This window comes from Alkalisalibacterium limincola, from assembly GCF_008017755.1.
Taxonomy (GTDB): domain Bacteria; phylum Pseudomonadota; class Gammaproteobacteria; order Xanthomonadales; family Xanthomonadaceae; genus Alkalisalibacterium; species Alkalisalibacterium limincola.
In genome coordinates, this window is the sequence record NZ_VRTS01000005.1 from 38968 (window position 1) to 57065 (window position 18098).

Below are 18098 nucleotides of genomic sequence, written 5' to 3' on the forward strand. Positions count from 1 at the left end.
GCATCGATGAAGCGCGAGCACGACCGCCACCTGCGTGAACTGATCCGCCGCCGCGGCTTCGCACGGCGCCTGCTGCGACCCCTGCCGCGCCGGGCCAACGTCGCGCGCTATCCGGTCATCAAGTGGTTCGCCGAGCACGCCAGCAAGCGTCCATTCCTGTGGTCGTTCAAGCGCGAGCACGTGATGCCGGCCCTTTACGGCGGCGCGATACTGGCCTTCCTGCCGCTGTTCGGCGTGCAGTTCCTGGCCGCCTTCGGTGCCGCGCTGCTGCTGCGTTGCAACCTCACGATCACGGTCGGCCTGCAGTTCATCACCAACCCGTTCACCCTGCTGCCGATCTACGGCTTCACCGGCTACATCGGCAACTCGGTGATGCGCATGCTGGGCCTGGGTGGCGAGCTGGGTTTCCTGCTCGGCGGGGCCAACGCACTGGTGGTCGGCGGCATCATCGTCGGCGTGTCGGTGGCGCTGCTGGCGGACATCGCCTGGCGCATCGCGGCATGGGAAGCCAGTCGTTTCCGCGCGCGCATGGCCGAGCTCGAGGCCCTTCGCCAGCACGACGAGCGACACGACAACCAGTAGCCATCAGCGCACCGGCGCTAGCGCTCCAACCGCCAGTTGAGCGCGGCGCGGCTTTCGGTGCCGGAGGCGATCTCGATGTCGAAGCCGCGCCCCAGCAGGTACTTCAGCGTCAACACCTGGCCATCGCCCAGCAGCGACACCCCGTAGCTCACCAGCAGGCGCGGCGAGAGGTACTTGCCGATGCTCAGGGTGGCGCCTCCCAGGGCGCGCGAATCGGCGACGCCGACTTCATCCAGGCCCAGGCGTGCGCCCATCTGCTCGGCCAGGTAGTTGCCGCCGGCGCCCAGCGCCAGCGCCGCCGCACCCAGCTGCTGACCCTCTTCGCCGCTGGCGGTGCGCAGCGGTCGACCCAGCACCAGCCAGCTCATCGCCTCGGTGTTGTCCATTGGCGGAGTGGAGAAGATCTCGGTGGTCGGACGTCTTGCCGTGCCGCGCACGCGAATGCCGACGGTGTGGTTCTCGAAGCTGCGCTGCGCGACCAGGTCCAGCGTCGGGTTCTCGATCGGGCTGCTGGCCCAGGCCAGCCGTCCGTTCTCCAGCCGCAGGTCCTGTCCGTAGGCGGTGTAGTCGCCGCTGACCCCCAGCGCACCGGTCGCGGTGGTCGCACGCCCCGTCACCTCGCGCACCCGCAGCTCCCCGGTCAACTCACCCTCCAGCCCGAAGCCGACCAGCTCGACGTCATCGCCCAGGGCGACGGTCACCAATGCATCGATCGGCATGCGGGGGCCACCGGCGGGCTCGACGGGGTCGACCACCACCACGTCGGGTGAGGGCGACGTGGTGGATTCAAGCTGCTCCAGGTCCAGCCGCGCACTGTCCACGTCCACGCGGCCGCGCACGTGCAGGCGATCAGTCACCACGACCTGCAGGTCGGGCGACACCACGGCGCGCAGCTCGGGCAGGTCCGCGGCGAGGAAGTCGGCCCCCTGCACCTCGATCTCGATGCGTCGCGGTTCGCCCTCGCCGGTGCTGGCGATCTGGCGACCGGTGATGGTGATGGTGCCCTCTCCGGAATGCAGCTCTCCCTCGAGGATCGCCTCCCCACTGCCGTCGCCACGCAGCAGCACCTGGCTGCCTTCGAGGCTGATGCCCAGTGCAGGCAGCTCGGCACTGAAGTTGCGCAGGCCCGCGTCTCCGGAAATACGCGGCGCATCCAGCGTGCCCGCAACCGCCAGGCGTCCAGAGAGCTCACCCTGCGGTACCACGATGTCGGGCGAGAAGAGTTCGACGAAGGCCAGGTCGCTGACCTGCACCTGCAGGTCACCCTCGAGCGCAGCCTCGTCATCGCGGTCGAGCCGGAAACGACCGCGGGCATAGTCCTCGCCGGACAGTCGCAGGTCCAGGTTCGCATCGATCCGCTCGGAACCCAGGTCGACCTCCAGCAGCAGTCTCTGATAGGTCAGCAGTTCCCGCGTACCCGCTTCGCTCAGGCGCACCACCCCGCCCTCGGACACGACCCGGGCATTACCCACCACTTGCCCGTCCTGCTGCGTGAACTCGGCATCCACGTCGACGATGCCTTCGACGTGGAAGTCCACAGCATCCTCGGACAGCCATGGGTCAAGCATCGCCAGCGGCAGGTCGCGGGCCTCGACCACGGCACGCTCGGGCCAGTCCGCCTCGACACAGGCCCTCGCGGTCGCGGCACTCAGGCACGCGCGTGACAGTCGGGCACGGCCGTCCCCGACGACGAAGTCCGCCGGCGCCTCGAGTTGCCAGGGCGCTCCGCGCGGCGGTGCGTAGCGCAGCGCCTGGAGTTCGCCGGCCAGCTCCCCGTCGCTGCGCCGCGTGCTGGCCGCCATGTCCAGCGTCCCCACCTCGCCATCGGCCTGCAGCGCGATCTCGGCCTGCGCCAGCGACCCCTCGACCTGCGCCTGCAGCGAATCGAGCGCCACGCCGCCCAGCACCGCGCCGCCGAGGCTGGCGTCGAGGCGACCGCGTGCGCCCTGCCCGGGGAGTTCGCCGCGTACCCGCAGGGTTTCGACCTCGTGATCGCCATACCTGAGCGTGGAACCGCGCAGGTCCGCCTGGATGTCGGGGCTCTGCGCCGGCCCGGCCAACGCCACCTCGCCGCGCACCACACCGGCGGCGTCCGGCAACAGGTCCTGCAGTTGCAGCGGGTCGAGCTCGAAGGCCAGGTCCAGTACCTCGCCAATCGCCCCGCCGCCGCGGATGCGGCTGGCGCCGATGCCCAGGGCCAGGGTCACGTCCCCTCGATCGCCGCGCCAGTCCAGTGCCGCCTGGCCCGAAAGCGCGCGGCCACGCAGCTGGCCGCCGATATCGTCGAGCTCGACCCGGGCATCCACGCCCTGGTCGTCGCGGGCCTGGCCCTGCGAACTCAGGGCCGCGTCGATCCGCCCGGGGAAGTCCGGATTGAAGTAGCCCGGGTCGAAGGCCTGCAGGCGGGCGTCCAGCGTCCAGGCCAGCACCGGGGACCAGGCCACCTCACCCGAACCCACCACATCGCCTCCGGGCACATCGGCACGCAGTGTGTCCAGCCGCAGCCGCTCACGGTCACCTTCACCGCGCAGCTGCAGCGTCGCCTGTTCGCCGTCGCGTTCGAACGCGGTCGTCCCCTCGATGCGCCAGGCATCGGGCTCGCCCTCGACCGCCAGGCGACCATCGATCGTCAGCGGCGCCTGTTCTTCCTGGCGAATCACCACGCCCTCGATGAGCGCCTGAAGATCAATGTCGCCGGCGCCACCCGCCAGCGCCGCCTGGCCCTCCAGCCGCACGATGCCTTCGTAAAGGCCCAGCACCAGCGGCTCGAGCAGCAACACCTCACCGGTCCATTCCACGGTCGAGGGCGCGATGTCGATCTCCATGCCGTCACGTTCCACGCGCCCCTCCAGATCGGCACGCAGGCCTGCGCCGCGCGCCTGCAGGCGGGCCACGACCGGCGTATCGTCCTCGGCGCCGAACAATCGCGGATTGACCGGGCCGGCGTCGAGATCCAGCTGCCAGCTCGGTGTCTGCGATGCGAGATCGTCCAGCCGCAGTTGCAGCGACACCTCGCCCGGGGCCCGACCGGTGAGCTCCAGCGCCAGCGCATCGAGGTTGCCGTAAAGTCCGGCCCGGAAACGGGCAGCCTGCGCCTGGCCGGGCTCTCCGACCTCGGGCAGGACGAAGCTGCCGGAGAGTTCGGTGGCATAGCGCTGGCCACTGTCGAGCTCGGCGCGCAGGCGCAGGTCGCCACGGTCGCTGTCGACATCCAGCTGCGTCAGCTCAAGGCGGCCGTCGCCGAGACGGCCCGTGGCATCCAGGCGCGAGACCTCGAGCAGCGGCACCTCGTCGGCCGCCATCAGTTCCAGCCGGCGCACGCCCAGCTCGGCCACTTCGACCTTCACCGGCAGATCCAGCTGCGGCAGATCCTCGGGCCATTGCCAGGGGTCGGCCGGCGGCGCATCGTCGGTTTCGGCCAGGCGCACCTCGACCCCCTCCAGCCACAGCCGCCGCACGTCGAGCTTGCGTCCCAGCAGCGCGCGCACCCGGGCATCCAGCTCGGCACGTTCGATCCGGACGTCCAGCCCGTCCTCGACCTGGTAGTGCAGCCCATGCAGGACCACCAGGCCACTCAGGCGGCCTTCGGCACGCTCCCAGGTCAGTGCGCCCGGCGGCAACGCGGCCGCCACGCGACCCAGCACCACATCGCGCCCGCTGCCGGTGTTGAGCAGCCACGCGAGCCCCAGCACCACGACCAGCACCAGGGCCGCCAACCCCGCGCCGATCCACAGCAGCCAGCGCCTCACAGGTAGGGCCCGATGTTGATGTGCAACCGCACCGACTGCTCGGGATCATCGAGTCCGTGCGCGATGTCCACGCGGACCGGCCCGACCGGCGAGCGCCAGCGTACGCCGGCACCGACGCCGATGCGGTTCTCGAAGTCGCCGCGCGAATTGAACGCATTGCCCGCGTCGATGAACACCGCCGCGCCCCAGGTGTCGGTGAACATGCGCTCGACCTCGATACTGAGGACACTGAGGTTCTCGCCGCCCACCACGACATCGTCCACGCGCGGGCCCAGTTCCTTGAACCCATAGCCACGCACGGAACGGTCGCCACCGGCGAAGAAGCGCAGTGACGGGGGCATCGTCTCGAAGCTGTCGGACGACGTGGTGCCCAGTTCGGCGCGCAGCAGCAGCCGCGTGGATTCGCCGAACGACATCACGTAGCGCCCCTGCAGGTAGGCCTGCACGAAGTCGGTTCCGGATCCGATGGCCTCGGACCCGGCCTTGATCTCGGCGACCAGCGACCAGCCGCGGGTGGGATAGAGCGGATCGTCGCCGCGACTGGTCTGCGCCCGCAGCGCCGGAAAGACCAGGGTCGCGTACTCGCGCTCCTCCTGTTCCCCGAAACGGTAGCGCTCGCGCTGCGCGTGCAGGCCGGCCGAAACCGTCCACAAGCCGATCTGTCCGGTCCGGTTGACCACCGCCTCGATGAGTTCGGTATCGATATCGGCGGTGATCTCGCGCCGGAGGTTGAACGCACCGGTGTACCAGCCGGCGAACTGGTCGAAGGCCGGAATCCGATACTGGGTGGTCAACAGCTGACGGCGCTGCGACCAGTCCAGCACGTTGCGCCACTTGTGGCCGCGGGTGTTCACCCAGCGACGCTCGAAGCCCAGCTGGATGCCGGCGCCGCTGTCGGTCCCGTAGCCCAGCCCGGCGCTGTAGATGCTGCGCTTGGCTGGAGTCAACGAAACCTGCACCGGCACGTCGAGCCCCTCGGACTCCCGGGGCGCCGGCGTGATGTCGATGACGGCGAAGTAGTCCAGGTCGGTCAGGGTCTGCTGGAGCTCCAGCAGGTACGACTGGTGGTAGGGCTCACCGGGCTCCCACGGCACCAGCTTCTCGATCAGGCCCGGTCGCAGCTGGTGCTCGCCCACCTCGACCTCGCCGAACACGTACCGCTCGCCGCTGTCCCAGCCGACGTCGACCTCGGCGCTGCGCTCGGCCCGGGTGACAATGACCTCCTGCCCGGCGGGGCGCGCGTCGAAATAGCCACGCTCGCTCAGCAAGCGTTCGATGACCGACTTGCTGGCCTCGTAGCGGCGATGATCGAAGATCTCGCCCTGGAGCGGCGCGAAGGTGCGACGCGCCGCCTGCAGCTCGGGGTCGCCGGCGCGCGCCTTCGATGCGCACGTTGCGCGAGGTGACGCGCACCGGTAGACCGGCGTCGACGTCGATGCGCACATCGAAGCGGTCGCCGCGTGGCTGGCGCTGCACGTCGATCTCGGGGTGGTAGTAGCCGTAGGGTTCCAGCGCGCGCCGCACCTCGGCGGGCACCTGCCGGAGCATGTAGTCCAGGCGGGCCTCGGTCATCTGCTCGCGCTGGGTGTCGCTGAGGCGGTTGAGCGACAGCGCGGACTCGACATTCTCCAGCGCCACGCCGGCCACGCCGCGCACCCGCACCTCGCCCAGCACGCCGGCCTGCGCCGGGGCGGTCGCCAGAATCGACAGCAACACTCCAGCGAGCGCCGCGCGGTACACGGTTCCTTCCATGCGCCCAGCATACCGGCACCGGATGTTCACGCCGCGTGGGCATGGAATCAGGCTCGCCCCGGGCCCTGCCGCCTACTGGGCAGGCGACAGCTGCTCCACGGCGGCCACCGCCGCGAAGCGTCGGCCAGGCGCTTGAGCAGGGCCAGGCGGTTCTCGCGCAGCGCCGGGTCCTCGGCCATCACCATGACCTCGTCGAAGAAGCGGTCGACCGGCTGACGCACCCAGGCCAGGCGCTTGAGCACCGCCACGTAGTCGCGCCCGGCCAACGCGGAGTCCGTCTCGCGGATGGCCGCCTCCACCGACTCCGCCAGCGCGATCTCGGCCTCGTCCTGCAGGCGCGAGCGCGACACCTTGTCGGGGATGTCCTCCTCGGCCTTGCGAAGGATGTTGCGGATGCGCTTGTTCGCCGCAGCCAGGGCTTCCGCCTCGGGCAGCCTGGCGAATTCGGCGATGGCGACCAGGCGCGCGTCGAAATCCTGCAGCGACACCGGGCGGACCGCGAGCACCGCCTCGAACTGCTCGGCCGGCACACCGCGCTCTGCGTAGTAGCCCCGCAGGCGGTCGAAGATGAAGTCGTAGAGGTCCAGGGCGATCGTTTCGGTTTTGTCGTCGGCGGAGGGCGCGATCGGCAGCAGCGACACCGCGTGATCGATCAGCGGCTGCAGCTCCAGCGCCATGTCGCCCTCGATCAACGTACGCGCAAGGCCCAGCGCATTGCGGCGCAGCGCGAACGGATCCTTGTTGCCGGTCGGCCTGAGCCCGGCGGCGAATCCACCGGCCAGCGTGTCCAGCCGCTCGGCCACCGCCAGCACCCGGCCCAGCGGGCTGGGCGCGATGTCGTCGCCGGCGAAGCGCGGCATGTAGACCTCGTCCAGCGCCGCGGCCAGTTCGGCCGATTCACCACCGACCAGCGCGTAGTGGCGGCCGGCGATGCCCTGCAACTCCGGGAACTCGCCGACCAGCAGCGATTGCAGGTCGGCCTTGGCCAGCCCGGCGGCACGTTGCGCCAGGGCCGGATCGACACCGACCTGGCCGGCGATCGATTCGGCAAGTGCCGACACCCGCGCGACCTTGTCGGCCAGGGTCCCCAGCTTCTGCTGGTAGGTGACGGCCGAGAGGCCGGCGTTCATCGCCTCCAGCCCCTGCCTCGCGTCGGTGTCGAAGAAGAACTTCGCGTCGGCGAAGCGTGGACGGATCACGCGCTCGTAGCCCCTGGCCACTTCGGATTCGTCGCGCGACTCGATGTTGGCCACGCCGATGAAGTGGCGCGTCAGCCCGCCCTCGGCGTCGAGCACCGGGAAGAACTTCTGATTCGCCTCCATCGTGCGCACGAGGGCCTCCGGCGGCACGTCCAGGAACGCCTCGTCGAAATTGCAGGCGATCGCCCTGGGCCACTCCACGAGGCAATTGACCTCGTCGAGGTTGCCCGGCTCGATGCGTGCCACGCCATCAAGCCCGCCGGCCAGCCGCTCGACCTGGCTGCGGATCGCCTCGCGGCGCTCGTCGGGATCGACCAGCACCTTGGCGCTGCGCATGATCTCGACGTACTCGCCCGCATGCCCCACCCAGACCGACTTGTCGTGGTGGAAGCGGTGTCCGCGGCTCATCCGGTCGGCGCGCAGGCCGAACAGGTCGGCATCGACCACCGCATCGTCGAGCAGCATGACCAGCCAATGCACCGGGCGCGCGAAGGCATGCGTGTTGTCTCCCCAGCGCATCGGCTTGGGAATCGGCATCGCCTTGACCGCCTCGGCCAGGATGTCGGGCAACAGGCTGGCAGTGGACACGCCGCCGACCCGGCGCATGAAGCCATAGCGCGGCCCCTGGTTGTGCTCGATCTCGACCAGCTCGGACACGTCCACGTTGGCCTTCTTCGCGAAGCCCAGCAGCGCCGGGGTCGGGTTGCCGTCGGCATCGCGCCCGATCGACACCGCCGGGCCCAGCACCGGTTCTTCGCTCAGCGGCTGCTCGGACGCGACCGCCGGCAGCCACACCGCCAGGCGGCGGGGAGTGTAGAGCGCGCGCGCCACCCGGGTGCCGACCTCGTCGGCCACGTTGATGCCGCGCTTGTGCAGGCCGGCGACCACGCCGTCGTAAAGCGCCTGGGCCAGGCCGGGCAGGGCCTTGATGGGGAGTTCCTCGGTGCCGATCTCGATCAGCAGGGTCTTGGCGACGGCCATCACGCGGTCTCCCCGTCGTTGGCGGGTGCCGGCTGACGCAGGCCGGGGAAGCCCAGTTTCTCGCGCTGGGCGTGGTAGCTCACCGCCACTTCGCGGCTGAGCGTGCGCACGCGCAGGATGTAACGCTGGCGCTCGGTCACGCTGATCGCGCGGCGCGCATCGAGCAGGTTGAAGCAGTGGCTGGCCTTGATCACCTGCTCGTAGGCCGGCAGCGGCAGGCCGGCCTCGACCAGCTTCAACGCCTCGGACTCGCAGGCGTCGAAGCGGTGGAACAGCTCGGCCACGTCGGCGTGCTCGAAGTTGTAGGTGCTCTGCTCGACCTCGTTCTGGTGGTAGACGTCGCGATAGGTCACCGGGTGGCCGTCGGGCCCGACCGTCCAGACGATGTCGAACACGTCGTCGACGTTCTGCAGGTACATGCACAGGCGCTCGAGCCCGTAGGTGATCTCGCCCAGCACCGGCTTGCACTCCACGCCACCGGCCTGCTGGAAGTAGGTGAACTGGGTGACCTCCATGCCGTTGAGCCAAACCTCCCAACCCAGGCCCCAGGCGCCCAGGGTCGGCGACTCCCAGTTGTCCTCGACCAGCCGCAGGTCATGCACCAGCGGGTCCACGCCGAGGGCGCGCAGCGAGCCGAAGTAGCGCTCGACGATGTCGGCCGGGCTCGGCTTCATCACCACCTGGTACTGGTAGTAGCGCTGCAGCCGGTTCGGGTTCTCGCCGTAGCGGCCGTCGGTCGGGCGCCGGCAGGGCTGCACGTAGGCCGCATTCCACGGCTCCGGACCCAGCGAACGCAGGAAGGTCGCCGGATGGAAGGTGCCGGCCCCGACCTCCAGGTCGAGCGGCTGGACGAGCACGCAGCCCTGTGCGCCCCAGTAGGCGTTGAGGGTCTGGATCATTTCCTGGAAGGTCGGCGCGGCCATCGGCAAGCCCGTAGCGTAAAGCGCGCTAGTATACCGGCGCTCCGCCGGCGCGGGCCCGCGAGCCGCCGTCCGGCGGCCCCTCCCGAGGAATCGTCCCGTTGCCATGAGCCTACCGTTCCTGATCCTGGAAACCGGCCTGCCGGTGCCCCCGCTGCGCCGCCATGGCAGCTTCGGCCACTGGATCCGCGTGGCCGCCGGCCTGGGGCCGGACGACGCGGTGGGTTGCCGGGTCATCGCCGGCGACGACCTGCCGCAGCCGGAGGGTTTTGCCGGCGTCATCGTGTCGGGCTCCGGTGCAATGGTCACCGAGCGCCACGACTGGAGCGAACGCAGTGCCGACTGGCTCCGCGACGCGAACGATCGCGGGCTGCCCGTGTTCGGCATCTGCTATGGCCATCAGCTGCTGGCCCACGCGCTCGGCGGCACGGTCGGCGACAACCCCCGCGGCCGCGAGATGGGCACCCACCCGGTCGACCTGCATCCCGAGGCTGGGGACGATCCGCTGCTGGCGGGCCTGCCGGCACGCTTCGACGCCCAGCTCACCCACCTGCAGACCGTGCTGGCGCCACCGCCCGGCGCCGTGGTGCTGGCCCGTTCGGCCGGCGACGAGTGCCAGGCCTTCCGCGTCGGCACGCACGCCTGGGGCGTGCAGTTCCATCCCGAGTTCAGCGCCGGCATCATGCGCGGATACATCCACGCCCGCGCCGAAGTGATCGCCGCGGAAGGGCTGTGCCCGGCATCCCTCGCCGCCGGCGTGGGTGCCGCCCCGACGGCGCGCAACGTGATGCGCCGCTTCGTGCGCTTCGCGCGCGAGCGCGGCTGACCCCTTACCAGGAGAGACCTCCCCATGCAGATCAGGAAGACCGGCGCAGGACGCGGGGCCAAGTGGCTCAACGACAGCATCCACATCATCGAGAAGCAGGCCCGGCCGATCCTGCTCGGCGCGCTGATGGTGTCGGTGCTGGCCACCCTGCCGGGGCTTTTCGGACCCTTGGCGATGCTCGCGCTGGTCGTGCTGGTGTTCGTCTACCCGGTGCTGATGGGTGGGCTGGTGGCGATGGCCCGCAGCATCGATGCCGGCGGACCGGCCGCACCGTCGGACGTGTTCGCGGCGTTCCGCAACGGGCGTGCCGGCGCGCTGATGTGGATGGCCGTCCCGCAGATCGTCTTCGGACTCGTGGTCGTGACGATGCTGGCCGGTGCGCTGGGGCAGGAGAACCTGCAGCTCATCGCCACCGGCGAGGAACCCGACTATTCGCAGGTCAATCGCGGTGCGATTCCCTGGATGTTCCTGGTGGTGGTGTTCGGTGGCGTGGCCACCTTTTCCGCCACGCTTTTCGGCATCCCGCTGGCGATGCTCGACGGCCAGCCCGGCCTGCGGGCGATCGCCACCAGCCTCAGGGCGTCCATGGCCAACCTGGGCGCGGTGCTGGTCTACCTGCTGTGCATGTTCGTCGCCATCGTCATCGCCAGCGTCGCGATGCTGCTGGTGGGCATGGTGCTGGGCCTGATCCTCGGCCTTCTGGGCGAGGCGGCGCAGGCGGCAGGCCAGATGCTGCTGAGCATCCTGCTCAATGCCGGCGTCATGGCGGTGCTTGCCTGCGGCCACCTGATGGCCTGGCGCGACGTGTTCGGGGCGGAAGACGCGGCCGGCGCGGGCGGACCGGACGACACCATCCGCGAGGTCAGCGCCGAGCTCTAGGGCCGGAGCGACGCCTGGCCAGGCGGCCGGGCTCCGGCGCGACGGAGGTCCTGCGGCCGCGTGGTCGCCTCAGGTGGTCGCGTCGGCGTTTCCGCGGACCACCATGCGCGCGGCGATGATGCCAAGCTCGTAAAGCAGGCACATCGGCACGCCGAGCATGATCTGCGACACCGCATCGGGCGGCGTGATGATCGCGGCCAGCACGAAGATGCCGACGATGACGTACGGCCGCGCCGCGCGCAGCTGGTCGATGTCGACCCAGCCCAGCGCGGCCATGATGACCACCGCCACCGGCAGTTCGAAGCTCAGGCCGAAGGCCATGAACATCAGCAACACGAAGTCCAGGTAACGGGTGATGTCGGTCATCATCGCCACGCCCTCGGGCGTGACCGCGGTGAGGAAGGCGAACACCAGCGGCAGCACCGCGAACCAGGCGAAAACCACGCCCAGGTAGAACAGCGCCACCGCGGAGACCAGCAGCGGCACCGCCAGCTTCTTCTCGTGCCGGTACAGGCCGGGTGCGACGAATGCCCACAGCTGGTAGAGCACCACCGGCATCGCGATGACCAGTGCGGCGAAGAAGGCCAGCTTGATTGGAGCGAAGAACGGGCTGGCGACGTCGATCGCGATGATCTGGCCGCCGGCCGGCAGTTGCTGCAGCAGCGGCTGGGCGAACTGCGCATAGATGCGCTGCGCGAACGGCAGCAGCGCGATGAACACGAGCATCACCGCCAGCACCGCCCGCACCAGCCGGGCGCGCAGCTCGACCAGGTGGGTGACCAGGCCTTCCTCGCGTTCGTGCTCGGCGCCGGGACGATTCATTGGCCGGACTTTCCGTCGACTTCCGGGCGATCGTCCGCGTGCGGCCGCGGCGCCCCGTCGGCGCCGGGGCCGGCGTCGTCGACTGGCGGCTGTTCGTCCTGGGAGGCGGGCGCGGGCATGGGCGCCGGAGCATCATCCGCCGCGGCCCCGGCCTTCTCCCCGGATGCCGTCCCGGAAGCGTCCGCCGCCAGCGACTGCTTCAGCGACCGGCCTGCCTCCCCGGTGGCCTTGGAGACCTCGTCGACCGCGGCCACCGGCTCACGCGTGGCGGCCTCGAAATCCTTCCTGGCCTCGTTGATGTCGCGCTGCGCCTCCTGCAGGCTGCGCTTGAGCTCCTCGTCGGCCAGCTCGCGCTCGAATTCGGCCTTGACCGAGTACCAGCTGGCCTTGGCACGACGCACCCACAGGCCCACCATCTTGGCGGCACGAGGCAGGCGCTCGGGACCCAGCACGAGCAGCGCGATCACCATGACCAGCGCGATTTCGACGAAGCTGATGTCGAACATTCAGGGGATGCGCCAGGGCGCGCTCAGCGACCGGCGTCCTGCTTGTCCTGCTCGCGCTTGTGCACTTCGGCCCCGGGCGCCTCGTCCTTGCCGAGCTGCTCGGGGTCCTTGTCCTCCTCCTTGCCGTCCTTCATGCCGGTGCGGAAGCCCTTTATCGCGGCCCCCAGGTCGGAGCCGACGTTGCGCAGGCGCTTGGTGCCGAACAGCAGCAGCACGATGAGCAGGACGATCAGGATTTGCCAGATGCTGGGAGCCATTGCTCCACCTCTAAGTGGTCAGGAAAGCCAGGCCCCAAGCATACTCCAGCCGGCCCGGCACGAATGCGACGCCGTCGCCGCTGCGGGCCCGCCCGGCGCACCCGCTCCGGCACGCCAGGGTGCCGGCCCGGAGCCGCGTCAGCGCGAGGTGTATTCCTCGAGCCGGTCGCGGAAATCCACGATCGTGTCGTTCGGGCTCGGCGCACGGCCCTCGAACACGGCCCGCGGCGTCGTGTTGCGCCCGTAGACGCGCTGGTTGGCCCGATGGTCGATCGTCATCACCGCGCCATCCAGAGAGACGCCGGCGAACAGGCCGCGCGAGCGCGAGTAGGAGTAGATCTCGGCACGCAGCTGCTCGTCGGTCGAGGCCTGGGCGCTGCGGCCCACCGGCCCGGCGGCGACCGCCGCATCCGCCCCCAGCGTGAACTTGCCATGGACGATGGAATCCACGCCCTTCTGGCTGCGGAACACCAGGATCAGGTCCTGGCTCTGCACGCCGGCCTGGAAGCCGATGCTGCCGCCGGTCAGGGTGACGAAGCTGGGCGCCGACCAGGACCCGTCGGGCTGGCGCACCGAGATCAGGCCGCGGCCGCGCGCCGCCGATGACCAGCCCGGCCTTGACCAGGTTCGGGATCACCGCCACCGCCTGCGCATTGCGCAGCAGCGCCTCGGGGATCGCCTGTTCCGGCATCAGCATCAACTGGTCGAGCACCTCCACCGCATCGGTGCGCGACGCTCCTCGACCGACTGGGCCTGGGCCTGGCCGGCGATGACAAGCGCGAAGGCAGCAAAAGCAAGGGCGAAACGACGCATGGACCACTCCTGGCGCGCGGGGCGCATTGCAGCACTGGATAATGAGGGCGAGTATGGATTCCCGCCATGAACCCGGCGTGAGCCGGTTTCGACGGCGACCATGATACGTTCCGCGCACTCCAAGCCACAGGGCCAGGCATGCGATGAGCCACACGCGATGAGATTCCACGGCAACCACCGCCCCGGCGCCGCGCGCACCGGCGTGCTGCTGGTCAACCTCGGCACCCCGGACGCCCCCACCCCCCCGGCGGTGCGGCGCTACCTGGCGGAGTTCCTGCACGACTATCGCGTCGTCGACATGACCCGCTGGCTGTGGTGCCCGATCCTGCACTTCGTCATCCTGCCGCTGCGCGGGCGCAAGGTCGCGCGCACCTATGCCTCGATCTGGGGCCCGGACGGTTCGCCGCTGCTGGCCCTGAGCCGGAAACTCACGCAGGCCACCCAGGGCGAGCTCCCCGACGTACCCGTGCGCCTGGCGATGCGCTATGGCAACCCGTCGATCCGCGCCGTGCTGCGCGAGATGCACGACCAGGGCCTGGAGCGCCTCGTGGTGCTGCCGCTGTACCCGCAGTACGCCGCCAGCACCTCGGCCTCGGTGTTCGACGGCGTGGTGCGCGAGCTGTCCAGCTGGCGCCGCGTGCCGGCGCTGCGCTTCATCGACGACTACCACCGCGACCCGGACTGGGTCGAGGCCGTCGCCGCCAGCATCCGCCGCCATCGCGCCGACCACGGTGCGGCGAAGAAGCTGCTGATGTCCTTCCACGGCATCCCGCAGCGCTTCGTGCGCGAGGGCGACCCCTACGCGGCGCAGTGCGAGGCCGGCGCCCGGCTCATCGCCACCGCCGCCGGGCTGGCGGAGGACGAGTGGATGCTGACCTTCCAGTCGCGCTTCGGCCGCGAGCCCTGGCTGCAGCCCTACACCGACAAGACGCTGGAGAAGCTCGCCGCCGAGGGCATCGACAGCGTCGACGTGATCTGCCCGGGTTTCGCGGTCGATTGCATAGAGACGCTGGAGGAGATCGAAGTGGAGAATGCGGAGGTCTTCCATGCCGCCGGCGGCAAGACCCTGCGCTACATCCCGGCGCTCAACGACAGCCCGGCGCATGCGCAGGTGATGTCCGCCCTGCTGCGCCGTCACGCCGGCGACTGGCTGGACTGATGCGCGAGCTTCGCCTGGAAACCACCCGGGGCATCATCGCCGCGTTGCGCCACGGCGACACCGGTGCCGCGCCGGTACTGGCGGTGCACGGCTGGCTCGACAACGCCGCCAGCTTCGTGCCGCTGCTGCCGCACCTGCGCGGCTGCGACGTGGTCGCGATCGATCTGCCGGGACACGGCCATTCCGCACACCGGCCGGACGGCTGCGACTACGTGTTCTCCGACTGGATCCTCGACGTGCTCGCCGCGATCGACGCACTGGGCTGGCCGCGCTGCCGGCTGCTGGGACATTCGCTCGGCGGCGCGGTGTGTTCGTTGCTCGCCGTCGCCGCGCCGCAGCGGGTCGAGCGCCTGGCACTCATCGAGGCGGCCGGCCCGCTGTCGGGCGACGCAGCGGGCGCACCGCAGCGCCTGCGGGATGCGATCGAGGCCCGTCGCCGCCCGGACACCAGTCCGCTGCGGACCTTTCCCGACCTCGCCACCGCGGTACGCGCGCGGATGCAGGCCAACGGCCTGTCCGAAGCCGCGGCCCGGCTGCTGGTGGAGCGAGGCATCGCCCCGGTGGAGGGCGGTTTCGCCTGGCGCAGCGACCGGCGCCTGAGGCTGCCACCGCGCTGCGCGCGGAGGAAACCACGGTCGAGGCCTGGCTGCGCGCGATCGAATGCCCGGTCAGCGTCGTGGCCGCGGAACAGGCACCGCCGTATTTCCCCCAACACCAGCGCGAATCACGACTGGCCTGCGTGCGCGACGTGCGCAGCATCGTGCTGCCGGGCGGCCACCACCTGCACATGGAAACCCCGGAGCCGGTGGCCACGGCGCTGGCCCCGTTCCTGGCCGCGCGTGACGGGCTCACGCCACCGGGGTGAGAAGGCGCTCCAGCCGCAGCTTCAACGCCGACCCCTCCGCACGCAGGTAGTCGCGCTCGCCGTGCCAGCCGGCGAAGCGCTGCTCCACCTCGCGCCAGAAGCGGCGCGAGTGGTTGCGCTCCACCAGGTGGCACAGCTCGTGGACCAGCACGTACTCGAACGCCGCCGGACGCCCCAGCACCAGCGAGAGGTCCAGCGACACCTCGCCGCTGGGACTCAGCGACCCCCACAGCGAGGACAGTCGCTTGAAGCGCAGTCCACGCGGCGCCTGTGGCAGGCCCGGCAGGTACTGCGGAAGCCAGCGCCCGGCGTCGGTGCGTGCCTGGGCGGCATAGAAGTCGGCCAGCGCGCGCGACAGCGCCGCCGGCTTCGGCGTGGCCGGAACCTGCACGAGGATGCCGGCATCGTGCGCCTCCACCCGGGTGTAGCGGCCCTCGCTCCACTGCACGGGCACCTTTTCGCCCCTTAGCGGCAGCGTGGCCGTGCGGCCGATCTCAAGGCCCTCCCCCCCCAGCGCCGCAGCCGCCTGGAAGCGCGCCAGCTGGATCGCGACCCAACCACCGTTCTCGGCCAGGAAGCGTTGCCCCGACACGGCGCTGGCCCGCGGCGGCAGCGTCAGCCGCACACCGCGTTCGTTGACCAGCAGCCGCATGCGCCGCGCGCGCGGGTCGCGCACCTGGGCGACGTCGATCAGGCGGCCGTCGTCGAGCTCGAACGCGATCGTCTCGCGCTCGACCCGGCGAGGCGTGGAAGTCAGGCGGGCCATCGATACAGCATGCCGCAGCCGGGCCGGGGCCGACAGACCCCGCGAGCGACCGCCATTCAGGCCTCGGGTCGGCTGAGCTTGAACGCCTTCTCCAGCAACACGAACAGGCGCTTGAGCTCGCCGCTCATCAGCGCGTAGCGCGCGTCGAGTTCGGCGTGGACCGAGTCGTGGTCGGTGCCCTCCAGGCCTTCCACGGCGCCGTCGAGGAACTTGAGCTTGCGCACGATGAGGTCCTCGCCGATGACGAAGCTGATCTGTCCTTCCAGCACCAGCGCCAGCTTGGTGCACTGCTTGCCGGCCTCGAGGTGCTTGGCGATCTCGTCGGCATCGAGCTCCTGGCGGGTGCAACGCACCACCGCGCCCTTGTCCAGGCCGTCCTTGAGCTCGCACTCCTCGCCCAGCTCCAGGCCCTCGGGCAACTTCTCGCCGGCCAGCCAGCTGGTCAGGATGCTGCGCGGCGCCACCTCGGCATTGAGCGGCAACGCCGGGAAGCTGCCCAGCGCGTGGCGCACTTCCGACACCAGGTTCTCGGCCGACTTGCGGCTGGAGCTGTCCACCGCGATGAAGCCGTGCTCGAGGTCGAGCGTGGCGTTGGTGCGCACCGGGCGCACGAAGGCCTTGGGCAGCAGCTCGTGGAGGATCTCGTCCTTCAGGCGCTTGCGCGCGCGGCCACCCAGCTTGCTGCCGTCGCGCTCCTCCATCTCCTCGGCGCGACGGGCGACCATGTCGTTGACCACCGCGGCGGGCAGGATCTTGTCCTCGCCGCCCAGCGTCACCCAGCGGCAGTCGCCGACGCCATGCACCAGCGCCTCCGCCTCCCGCCCCATCGGCGCGACGAAGCCGCGCGAGCTCATCTCCAGCTGGCCGACCGGCTTGAGCCGGCACTCGTCGAGACGCGCCTCGAGTTCGGCCAGGGCGGCCTTCATGCTGACGGGGAAGCGGAAGAACGTGAGGTTTCTGAAGAACATGCGGTTTCCTGGGGAACGTGGAGTGGACACGGGGCCCGCGCGCCGGAGCGCCAGCGGGCCACGCAGGGTAACGGGTGGCTGTCTCAGCGGGTGAGGCTGGGGCCGATGTCGGCGCCCACGGGGGGTGCGCCGGGCAGGCCTTCGGGTGTCGCGGCGAGGCCGGCGAAGTCGAACAGCTTCGGGTCGGCCAGTTGCGAGGGCCGCACGTCGGCCAGGGCGCGCGCCATCTGGTCCACGCGACCCGGGGTCATCGCGTCCCACTGCGCCAGCATGCGCTCGACCGACTTGCGCTGCAGGTTCTCCTGCGAGCCGCACAGGTTGCAGGGAATGATCGGGAAACGCATCGCTTCGGCGTAGGCGGCGATGTCGGCCTCGCGGCAATAGGCCAGCGGGCGGATCACGATGTGCCGGCCATCGTCGCTGAGCAGTTTCGGCGGCATCGCCGAGAGCCTGGCGTGGTGGAACAGGTTGAGCATGAAGGTCGCGACGATGTCGTCGCGGTGGTGGCCCAGCGCGATCTTGGTGAAGCCCTGCTTCGCCGCGTGCGCATACAGCGCACCGCGGCGCAGCCGCGAGCACAGAGAGCACATCGTCTTGCCCTCGGGCAGCACCGAGGTCACCACCGAATAGGTGTCCTGCTCCAGGATCGTGTGCTCCACGCCGATCGAGGCCAGGTATTCCGGCAGGACATGTTCCGGGTAGCCGGGCTGCTTCTGGTCCAGGTTCACCGCCACCAGCTCGAACTTCACCGGCGCGCGCCTCTGCAGCTGGCGCAGGATGTCGAGCATCGTGTAGCTGTCCTTGCCACCCGACAGGCAGACCATGACCCGGTCGCCGTCCTCGATCATCGCGTAGTCGGCGATCGCCCGGCCGACCTGGTGGCGCAGGCCGCGCGCCAGCTTCGCGGCGTCGGGCGCGTCCGGGCCGTGGGGAGCGGTGGGGGCTGGGGTCGGGGCGGCAACCGTCATCGCGCGGGTCCGGGGAAATGGGCGGCCATTGTACCGACCGCCCCGGGCCGGCCCCACCGACCTGCCTGAACGCCGCCAACCGGTTA

14 protein-coding genes and 4 pseudogenes are annotated in these 18098 nt (G+C 70.4%); 5 read left to right on the plus strand and 13 right to left on the minus strand.

Features of this window, described 5'->3' with window-relative positions:
- Positions 1 to 6 precede the first annotated feature (6 nt).
- Positions 7 to 582, plus strand: a complete 576-nt coding sequence (locus tag FU658_RS08240; RefSeq protein WP_147891649.1) for a DUF2062 domain-containing protein — start codon at positions 7 to 9, stop codon at positions 580 to 582.
- Positions 583 to 599: 17 nt separating this feature from the next.
- On the opposite strand, the gene FU658_RS08245 is transcribed toward FU658_RS08240, so the two are convergent.
- The 5 genes and pseudogenes from FU658_RS08245 to glyQ form a co-directional block, all read right to left on the minus strand.
- A complete protein-coding gene (locus FU658_RS08245; protein WP_147891650.1) occupies positions 600 to 4331 on the minus strand; it encodes a translocation/assembly module TamB domain-containing protein in 3732 nt (1243 codons plus the stop codon).
- Entirely contained in the window at positions 4328 to 5776 is a 1449-nt protein-coding gene (locus FU658_RS08250; RefSeq protein WP_147891651.1) for an autotransporter assembly complex protein TamA, read from the minus strand. The genes FU658_RS08245 and FU658_RS08250 overlap by 4 nt, the downstream gene beginning before the upstream one ends.
- Before the next feature lie 40 nt (positions 5777 to 5816).
- A pseudogene (locus tag FU658_RS16035) lies at positions 5817 to 6083 on the minus strand (POTRA domain-containing protein); the annotation flags it as partial.
- Positions 6084 to 6155: 72 nt separating this feature from the next.
- Positions 6156 to 8263 (minus strand): annotated as a pseudogene (gene glyS / locus FU658_RS08255) (glycine--tRNA ligase subunit beta).
- Entirely contained in the window at positions 8263 to 9186 is a 924-nt protein-coding gene (gene glyQ, locus FU658_RS08260) for a glycine--tRNA ligase subunit alpha (protein ID WP_147891652.1), read from the minus strand. Before glyQ ends, glyS begins: the two are co-directional and overlap by 1 nt.
- A gap of 103 nt (positions 9187 to 9289) precedes the next feature.
- Between glyQ and FU658_RS08265 the strand changes: the two genes are divergently transcribed.
- Both FU658_RS08265 and FU658_RS08270 read left to right on the plus strand, forming a co-directional pair.
- The gene (locus tag FU658_RS08265) at positions 9290 to 10009 is read left to right on the plus strand and encodes a glutamine amidotransferase (RefSeq protein ID WP_147891653.1); all 720 of its coding nucleotides are present in this window, start codon (positions 9290 to 9292) and stop codon (positions 10007 to 10009) included.
- A 24-nt stretch (positions 10010 to 10033) separates the two neighbouring features.
- Positions 10034 to 10888 (plus strand): BPSS1780 family membrane protein, encoded by an 855-nt coding sequence (locus tag FU658_RS08270; protein WP_147891654.1) that lies wholly within the window; start codon positions 10034 to 10036, stop codon positions 10886 to 10888.
- A 69-nt stretch (positions 10889 to 10957) separates the two neighbouring features.
- On the opposite strand, the gene tatC is transcribed toward FU658_RS08270, so the two are convergent.
- The 4 genes and pseudogenes from tatC to FU658_RS08290 form a co-directional block, all read right to left on the minus strand.
- Complete coding sequence (gene tatC, locus FU658_RS08275; RefSeq protein WP_147891655.1) at positions 10958 to 11710, minus strand: twin-arginine translocase subunit TatC; 753 nt, start codon at positions 11708 to 11710, stop codon at positions 10958 to 10960.
- Positions 11707 to 12216, minus strand: a complete 510-nt coding sequence (gene tatB, locus FU658_RS08280; protein ID WP_147891656.1) for a Sec-independent protein translocase protein TatB — start codon at positions 12214 to 12216, stop codon at positions 11707 to 11709. The genes tatC and tatB overlap by 4 nt, the downstream gene beginning before the upstream one ends.
- A gap of 23 nt (positions 12217 to 12239) precedes the next feature.
- The gene (tatA, locus tag FU658_RS08285; protein ID WP_147891657.1) at positions 12240 to 12473 is read right to left on the minus strand and encodes a Sec-independent protein translocase subunit TatA; all 234 of its coding nucleotides are present in this window, start codon (positions 12471 to 12473) and stop codon (positions 12240 to 12242) included.
- 141 nt (positions 12474 to 12614) lie between these two features.
- Positions 12615 to 13286, minus strand: a pseudogene (locus FU658_RS08290) (lipid-binding SYLF domain-containing protein); the annotation flags it as partial.
- 157 nt (positions 13287 to 13443) lie between these two features.
- On the opposite strand from FU658_RS08290, the gene hemH reads away from it, so the two are divergent.
- Positions 13444 to 14445 (plus strand): ferrochelatase, encoded by a 1002-nt coding sequence (gene hemH, locus FU658_RS08295; protein ID WP_147891658.1) that lies wholly within the window; start codon positions 13444 to 13446, stop codon positions 14443 to 14445.
- On the opposite strand, the gene FU658_RS15210 is transcribed toward hemH, so the two are convergent.
- Positions 14421 to 14621: a hypothetical protein gene (locus tag FU658_RS15210; RefSeq protein ID WP_255505514.1), complete on the minus strand. Its 201-nt coding sequence runs from the start codon at positions 14619 to 14621 to the stop codon at positions 14421 to 14423. The genes hemH and FU658_RS15210 overlap by 25 nt on opposite strands.
- On the opposite strand from FU658_RS15210, the pseudogene FU658_RS08300 reads away from it, so the two are divergent.
- Positions 14562 to 15310 (plus strand): annotated as a pseudogene (locus FU658_RS08300) (alpha/beta fold hydrolase). The gene FU658_RS15210 and the pseudogene FU658_RS08300 overlap by 60 nt on opposite strands.
- Here FU658_RS08300 and FU658_RS08305 read toward each other — a convergent pair.
- The 3 genes from FU658_RS08305 to ttcA form a co-directional block, all read right to left on the minus strand.
- Positions 15294 to 16076, minus strand: a complete 783-nt coding sequence (locus FU658_RS08305; protein ID WP_147891659.1) for a M48 family metallopeptidase — start codon at positions 16074 to 16076, stop codon at positions 15294 to 15296. The pseudogene FU658_RS08300 and the gene FU658_RS08305 overlap by 17 nt on opposite strands.
- A 56-nt stretch (positions 16077 to 16132) precedes the next feature.
- Complete coding sequence (locus FU658_RS08310) at positions 16133 to 17044, minus strand: recombination-associated protein RdgC (RefSeq protein WP_147891660.1); 912 nt, start codon at positions 17042 to 17044, stop codon at positions 16133 to 16135.
- Between the two features lie 83 nt (positions 17045 to 17127).
- Positions 17128 to 18012 carry a tRNA 2-thiocytidine(32) synthetase TtcA gene (gene ttcA, locus FU658_RS08315; protein ID WP_147891661.1) on the minus strand — a complete coding sequence of 295 codons (885 nt, stop codon included), beginning with the start codon at positions 18010 to 18012 and terminating at the stop codon, positions 17128 to 17130.
- Positions 18013 to 18098 lie beyond the last annotated feature (86 nt).